Origin of the sequence: Enterobacter sp. ZOR0014 (assembly GCF_000798855.1) — a bacterium.
Lineage (GTDB): Bacteria > Pseudomonadota > Gammaproteobacteria > Enterobacterales > Enterobacteriaceae > Enterobacter > Enterobacter kobei.
On the sequence record NZ_JTLF01000330.1, the window covers coordinates 1 to 7,264 of the forward strand.

A 7,264-nucleotide genomic window follows, 5' to 3' on the forward strand; every position below is an offset into this window, starting at 1 on the left:
ATTTCGCCAGCTGCAGCTGCGACCGGCCACAATTTTTTGCTGGCATTTACTCGTCTTCAGGTTTGCTCTCTTCATCTACATCGCTAATAAGAAGATGAAAAATAGGCTGACTGAGACAATCATCAACATACATCTTGCACTGTTCGCTAAGCTTGTTATAAGTAGATGAATATGCATCAGCGAGAATTTTTAGATGATTAGTGTTGGAAAAGAAAAATTCATTCTTTGAATTTATTTCGTCGAGTATTTTATACAAATACTCTTGTTCACCATCCTCTTTTAGCTCCTTAACCCAATGCCTGAGAAGTACAATATAGACACCTAATTCTTTCATCTCCGTGGGTACTACAGTTAACTTATAAGATTGTAATTGGGCATCAAATTTATCATCGTAAGAGGGGAAACGCTTGTTCCCAAAAAAAGATGTTGTTATACGTTCTCGTTCTACTGTGGGAAGGTTTATATACTCCGCTCTAAAACGAACAATCCCTTCACTATCAACTTTATTATACGTCCAGTAATTATCATCATCATTAGAATTGAGATCACCAGTTAGTGTAACCATCGCTGACTGCCTTTTTACTAAAGCCCCTCCCTCTTCAATTTTTTTACAACGGGCGCGGTATGGTGTATTAAAAAACCCACTCCATAGAAAATCCTCCTCTGTTACAGCATCAAATTCATTATCGCTAACGTGATAATACGTTTCATGCCTTGAAATTTCACCATTAACAGCCCATCGAGTAATTACTGTAAAGTCCTCTACCACTTTATCGACTTCAACCAGAAGTCCATTAATTGCCTTGCGCCCTTTCTTTCTGCATACCACTTTATAGTTTTTATTTGGGAATGGGGTTCGAATGACAATATCAACGTTCGCTTTCAATATTAATTTAAGCTCGGGTATTTCAACATCAATAACATCAACCTGAACATCGCTATACTTTGCATAATATCTAGGTGTTAGGTGAATCAGCATTCTGATCTCCGTGGTTAGTTGTTATCTTTCATCTTCTGATTTTTCCGCCATATCCACGGTTCTATAGGTTGTTTTTCTACCCATAAACCGCGTCTATCTTTTCTTGCCTGAGTCTGGATGTCTGGCAAGGTATAATCTGTGTTGTAGCGCTCGTAAACCCATGCTGCGCCGATTCTAACCATGATTAAATTGGCCTCCGTTCCAGTCGCTGTGAACACTCGCCCGATAATACGCCCGTATTGGTCTTCCTGACTGTACGACACGGTTACAGGCTTTCCAGCAATCAGACTTTTAAGCTGATTCGCTGACCAGTTACCAAACGCCTGTTTCTTTTCAGGAGCATCGATGTTTGCCAGGCGAATCCTTACAGGCTGTTTATCCTGCAATACCTCAATAGTGTCTCCATCCAGTACGCGTATTACTCTTCCCTTCAGTTCGGTTGCCTGTAGGGTAAAGGGGTATAGTAAGGCTGCATACACAAACAGTTTTATCGTTTTTAGTCGCCGCATTGATTAACCCTCACCTGTTAAAGCAAGATACTTTGCATATACCTTCTTTGCGTATTTCATACGGAATGGTGCATTAGCTCCTTTAAATCCAGCATTATATGCACCTACTGATTCCCAATTCACACCATTAGAAGAAATGTTCTTTGCAAGTATCCACGCTCCAACATAAATATTTTGGCAGGGATTATTTAGTAAATCATTACGTGTGATACCCATTCCCGTCAGCGTTGGAAACCATGAAGAATTGATTTGCATTAAGCCAACATCCTCACTAATTACTTTTCCTCCACGCTTGTTTAAGCCAATCGCTTTCGAATTCATACCGCTTTCTACTTGAGCAATAGCAATAAGCAATCGGTGATCGATTTGGAAGCGCTCTGAAGCTTGATTAAAACAGTGACTGAGATTCACGTCTATTGGTTGTGTTGTTGCAACGCTAAAAAAAGGGATAACTAGCAGAAAGATTAAATAATTCCTAAGAGTATGCATGTTTGACATCCTGTGAAGGTGAAGTAAGCAACCGTTACAAGAGGGATTTTTTTAACCCATCGGGAGAACAATAGTACCAATAGTAGATTAATCAGCATTAAAGATGCCGCGTACTCAGGAGTAATCATAAGTCCTATAGCTGGGAAAATGTAGTAATCTCCGGATGCGATCCATTTCTCTTTCTTCAATACATAACCATATGCGCTAAATAATAATGCTGGCATCAAATAAAACAGCACTGCCCAAAATGAATGTATCAAATCAGTTGTTCGCAAAGACAGCATTGCTACAACCAGCAACAGATAAATTGTGAAATCAGGTATCCATCGAGCACTTAAATCTGTGTATGCTACCACTGACAAAATGAAACAGAATGAAGATAAAAGCATATTTTCTGAAAGAAAAAATATCAGCACGGGCATTGTGAACATCACAATTGCCAAAACTGGAAATCGTCCCACTTCTTCATTTTCGGTTAGTAGTTGCTTCCCTTGCTCTATTGCATTTTTCTTTTCATTTGAGTATATCGCCGGAAAGGTTTTAGAAAGAACATATGCGAAAGTGCTAAGCACGATTAAATAAAAGATCATCATTATCTCACATAGACAATATAGCCCGCTGGTATAAAGTTCGGTTTCGGGTTTTTTCCCGCAAGCGAAATAATTGAGGTGCTATCTGTAAACCCAATTAACGCGCTGTAATCGGTTGCTCGCATGACCTCCGAGAGCACACCACTCGCGGAGGGCATGAAAACATAACCGTAACCACCATTCACATACATCTTTATCGTCGTATCCTTTGGTAGCCATACAGGTAATGTGACCTTATTTGTCACATCACCATTTGCGCTACCGTTTGCTAAGTAATAAGCATCGAATGCGGCCGTATAGTTTAGAAACAAAGACGCCTTATTTAACTTTAAAGTTTCATTGTAAGAGCCATTACCTTCGAATGAATTTTGATAGATTGCAACCACTAGAAAACAAATCGCAACTATAAGTAAGGATTTCATCACATTCCCTCATAAACACTACATTAAAGGATTTATCAATATTAAATCCTCAGCAACCTTACCTATCTGTCCAGGACTAGGTATTCTTTTTCCTGACTGTGCAGCAATTGCCAGCTTTTTCAATAGTTCGACTGACGCATTAGCCATGACTTCATTTTTATTGGCACCTGTTACTTCGAATGAATCAAAATCAATAAACGTCACCCTGTATTCATTGTTTATAAATCGCCCTATTGCTGGATATGGCACGAAGTATGATGCAATTTTATTTACAGATTTAGCTTTTGCGTCGATCTTCTTAACTAACTGATAAGCTCTTAAGTGTGTATAACGTTTAAGCATCGCCAGTGACTTATGACCAGAAATAGACGCGATCTCTATCATGTTTAATGTACCTAGTTCAAAAAGCCTGCTTATGGCCTCATGGCGCAAATCATGGAATCTAAGGTCATGTATCCCTAAATTTTTTATGCTCTTGCGCCATTTAGATTTGAATGAATTAGAAGTAAATGAGAAAACACGCCCGCTTGTTTTGGGTTCCATACCAAGAAGTAACTCTCTTGCTTTCTTTGATAATGGTACATCGCGCCAAGTCCCATTCTTTGTTTCTGGTAAATGCGCGACACCAATACTTAGATTCACGTTTTCCCATAACAAGCCTATCATTTCCCCTTGTCTCATTGCAGTCTCAAGAGCAAGATGAAAAACAATATTCATATTTTCATCATGCAATTCAAAATATTTGGTTATTTTTCTTTCTTCACTTTTGAGAAGTCTCCGTTCTCTCCCCTTACCAATCTTAGGCTTGCGAACAGCAAGCACTGGATTGTTATTGCATACTCCCCATTCAACCTGCGCCAATTTGAATACAGACGACAAAAAGGCAAGCTCAAGCCTAACTGTATTTCCAGATATTTTTTTCTTTGTTCGTTCATGAACCGAATTCAATCGTTCATCACGGTAATTTGATATATCAACCGAAGATATTTCATGCATTAGCAAGTCAGCGATATCATAGCGCTTTATAACGTTTGCTCGATATAACTCCTGCCGCCATCCTTTCTTTTCGTTTGATACTGTATTGACATATTTATCCAGTGCGTAGCGGAGCGTTACAGCCCTTTTTCTTGTCATCATTAAGCCTTTCGTACCGAAAAAACGATGCACTTTAAAGGCGTTTACAAGATTGACAATTTTATTCTGTAGTGCAGTTTACGATGGCTTGGAAGCACGCTTCTCCCTTTGAGTTGTTGGGTAAGCCAATGTAGAACCGATTGTTAACCGGATCGAGAGCCATTGAATCTGGGGAGTTATGGTTTGAACCATCAGACCAACTTCTTAGAGCATAAGAACCGCCAATAGCAACTGTGCCTGCTGGGCAATACGCATAAGCAACAGATTTGTTAGCGCAAGCTGTCTCCCCAAAAATGGTTTGCATTTTAATCTTTGAAGCACCTGACCAGACACCGGATTGTCAATCCGGTGTGTGGAGCAAAATAGGAGGAGAAGAAAAAATCTCAACCTACAGCTCAACTTTTCCTAACAATAAGATAGACATGGGACAACATTCAATGTGCGCTCTAAGTTACGTTAGAGTAATCAAAATTGGCTATGATGATGACACGTCAAGCTGTGAGGTAACAAAGTCGGGCGGTAACTGGTTGCTGCAAAGTACCCCCCAACATTACTCAACTTACCGTTGCGATGCAGTGTGCCTAAATTAAATATTTCCTGTCTCATGCAAAGGCATTGCGGCCTCACCAATCAAGGCAAATGGCTGTCTCGCTGCCGTCCTTTACAGTGATTCGCCATGAGCCATCAGAAAGCATTTCTACACCGCGCCAAGAGTCATTACGGTCGTTTTCGTTGCCATACTGCGAGGTACAAAAATCATGAACACCGATGTTCAAGTAGTTGAATGACGAGTTGTAATTAGTGTAGGTATACGGCGTTAGTCTCGGCTTTCCGCCCGGCGAACGCCAGATACCGGATTGACAAGTCAGTAGGCGAGGATGATTTTCATACAACTACAGTAACCATTAGGTTGTTGTCCGGGCTGAATTACGGGGCAGTTATCATCGGTTCGTGGTGTATACCCTACATAGTCATCTGAACGCCCTTTATCAAAAGAAGTGCGCCGACAGTAGTAGCCAACCTTGCCCTCAGCAGCTGTAGACCAGACACCGGATTGACAAGAAAGTATGCCTCCAGATGCATCGCGGCCTATAAGCCCATTGGGTGAGCAAGATGCTCCCGCCGTCGCCACGCCATTAACCTGCACAAATTCGTTAGCGGTCATGCGGCCATTCGACTGAATTGTCCCGGCTTGAACCTGACCGCCTGTATAGATCGACTTGTTGTTATAAGCCCGAATCCAGGTACTGTCGGTCATATTGAACCCGCCGCCCCACTTCTCGTTGTACCAGCCTGTATCGCCGGTAGTGCGGAACCAACCTCCGGTGTACGTTTCTCCCGCTGTACGGGTCGTCTGGGCGTTAACATTGGTTGCAGTAACGTTAGTAGAATTGACGTTTGTAGCGGTAACTGTCGTTGCGTTCGCATTTGTGGCGTTCAAAGTCGTTGTTGTCGTCGTGGCCGCATTAGTAATGTTGTTTCCTCCCATATTCAACGCCGTACTCATCGTGTTGAGTTCTGGGTGGCCGGGAACAGCCTTACGGTAGAGATAATCGCTGATGTTAATCCCGTTCTCGTAAAATCCAGCGATCACTACGCTTCCTTCACCTGGGTTATAACCACCGAATGAAGAGAGGTTCATAGTCCAACTGCCCAATGCTCCCTGCGCAACGCCATTATCAATAATGCCGCCATCTGCCCCGATTCCGATAGCGATTTTGCGAGCCAGGCTTTTTGAGATTTTTACCCCTCCATTCAAAAAGGTCATTGAATTAAGTTTATTTGCAGTTGGTTCAAATACACGAGTTTGATATGTAGCTGAAAAACCATTCTGAGATGAAAATCCAGCTGGCAGATAACCACTACTAATAAGTTGAGGAACACCAAATATAAACGGTGTTGTTGCTGTCGCTGTTGCTGCGATTGTGTCGTGGTTATCTTTGATATAAGTATTTACTGCCTGCTGTACACGCTTGGCCTGAGTAGCTGCAACAGTAGCTCTATACTGGTCTACAAACCAATTGCTCATTGGAATAATGATAAATGTTAAAAACATAAGGAAGATGCCAATTGCCCATACTGCATCACTTATTTGTGCAACACCTTTTTTCATGAGGTAGCTCCTTTAAATGTATAAACCATGCCACTAAATTCATCTGCCAGTGCATTGTAATTACCCTGGATTATTTTTGATTTGATTGAGTTGGATTGGTTGCAATGGACAAGGTTATATCCGCTAATGTCAATATTTCGACCTGTGATTTCGCCATTCCTGATAACAGAACTCATTTTCTGGTGCGCAATTATAAAAAGTGTATTTGCGATGTTTTGTTTTGCATTAGGATTTACTTCTTCACAGAACATAACGTATCTGTCTATAGCATCAAAAACCGACGAGGCATGAATGGTAGAAACGACAAACATCGTTAGGGAGGCTTTAAGTACCTCATGCGCAGTATGGCTGTCTCGGATCTCCCCCAGAAGCAAGCATGAAGCTCCTGTTCGCCAGGCTTTTTTCGTAGCGGAGGCGTATGTTTCATACTGACCAACTTCCATCTGCATACATCGCCCATGCCCATGACGGCCATTGAGAAGTGTCTCAATAGGATCTTCAATCGAGACTCCCAAACCTCCCGTTGTTTCGATACGGCGTTTGAGGACAGATGCAGCCGTTGTTGTTTTACCACAACCCATTTCACCGGCTATGAGGCACAACCCTGTTGCACCTTTAAGTTCAATGGAACGGCGTAAATCGGTAGAGAACGATATTTCGCTGAAATCGACAATATGCTCAGGTGTTTGTCGAATAACAAAGCTAACACCATCAAAAACGCTACTCAAAACTGTAATTCTGTAAATTCGGTTATCGTATCTCAATGAAAATTCTGTCTTACCCGATTCTTTGTGTATTTTTTCACATTCATTTTTTAGGTTTTGTGCATCAATACTATAAATATCGGGAAGGTCAGAAAGAAATGAAGTTGCACCCTTTAGCCCTTTAATCTCGGCATAATCACGGCCTAAAATTAAATCTATGAAGCTTAAGTTATTTAACGTATCCATTTATCTGCCTGATAAATGCCCCTGTCGGGGCATTAATTAAGAGTCGGTTTATGATTTAGTAGTAAACGCCACGGTGTT

8 protein-coding genes are annotated in these 7,264 nt (G+C 41.4%); all 8 read right to left on the bottom strand.

The features are described 5' to 3' along the window. Window positions 1-46: 46 nt before the first annotated feature. The 8 genes from L977_RS23335 to L977_RS18860 all read right to left on the bottom strand — a co-directional run bounded on the left by L977_RS23335 (window position 47) and on the right by L977_RS18860 (window position 7,186). Window positions 47-979 (bottom strand): DUF6012 family protein, encoded by a 933-nt coding sequence (locus tag L977_RS23335; protein WP_052192656.1) that lies wholly within the window; start codon window positions 977-979, stop codon window positions 47-49. 14 nt (window positions 980-993) lie between these two features. Further along, on the bottom strand, window positions 994-1,488 hold the full coding sequence (locus tag L977_RS18830) for a thermonuclease family protein (RefSeq protein WP_052192657.1): 495 nt from the start codon (window positions 1,486-1,488) through the stop codon (window positions 994-996). 3 nt (window positions 1,489-1,491) lie between these two features. Then, window positions 1,492-1,977, bottom strand: a complete 486-nt coding sequence (locus L977_RS18835) for a lytic transglycosylase domain-containing protein (protein ID WP_047626563.1) — start codon at window positions 1,975-1,977, stop codon at window positions 1,492-1,494. Beyond that, entirely contained in the window at window positions 1,953-2,570 is a 618-nt protein-coding gene (locus L977_RS18840) for a prepilin peptidase (RefSeq protein WP_081987750.1), read from the bottom strand. The genes L977_RS18835 and L977_RS18840 overlap by 25 nt, the downstream gene beginning before the upstream one ends. After that, entirely contained in the window at window positions 2,570-2,989 is a 420-nt protein-coding gene (gene pilM, locus L977_RS18845; protein WP_047626565.1) for a type IV pilus biogenesis protein PilM, read from the bottom strand. The genes L977_RS18840 and pilM overlap by 1 nt, the downstream gene beginning before the upstream one ends. An 18-nt stretch (window positions 2,990-3,007) precedes the next feature. After that, entirely contained in the window at window positions 3,008-4,126 is a 1,119-nt protein-coding gene (locus tag L977_RS18850) for a site-specific integrase (RefSeq protein WP_442854935.1), read from the bottom strand. An 862-nt stretch (window positions 4,127-4,988) separates the two neighbouring features. Then, window positions 4,989-6,236: a shufflon system plasmid conjugative transfer pilus tip adhesin PilV gene (pilV, locus tag L977_RS18855; protein WP_231563632.1), complete on the bottom strand. Its 1,248-nt coding sequence runs from the start codon at window positions 6,234-6,236 to the stop codon at window positions 4,989-4,991. After that, the gene (locus L977_RS18860) at window positions 6,233-7,186 is read right to left on the bottom strand and encodes an ATPase, T2SS/T4P/T4SS family (protein WP_047626568.1); all 954 of its coding nucleotides are present in this window, start codon (window positions 7,184-7,186) and stop codon (window positions 6,233-6,235) included. The genes pilV and L977_RS18860 overlap by 4 nt, the downstream gene beginning before the upstream one ends. Window positions 7,187-7,264 lie beyond the last annotated feature (78 nt).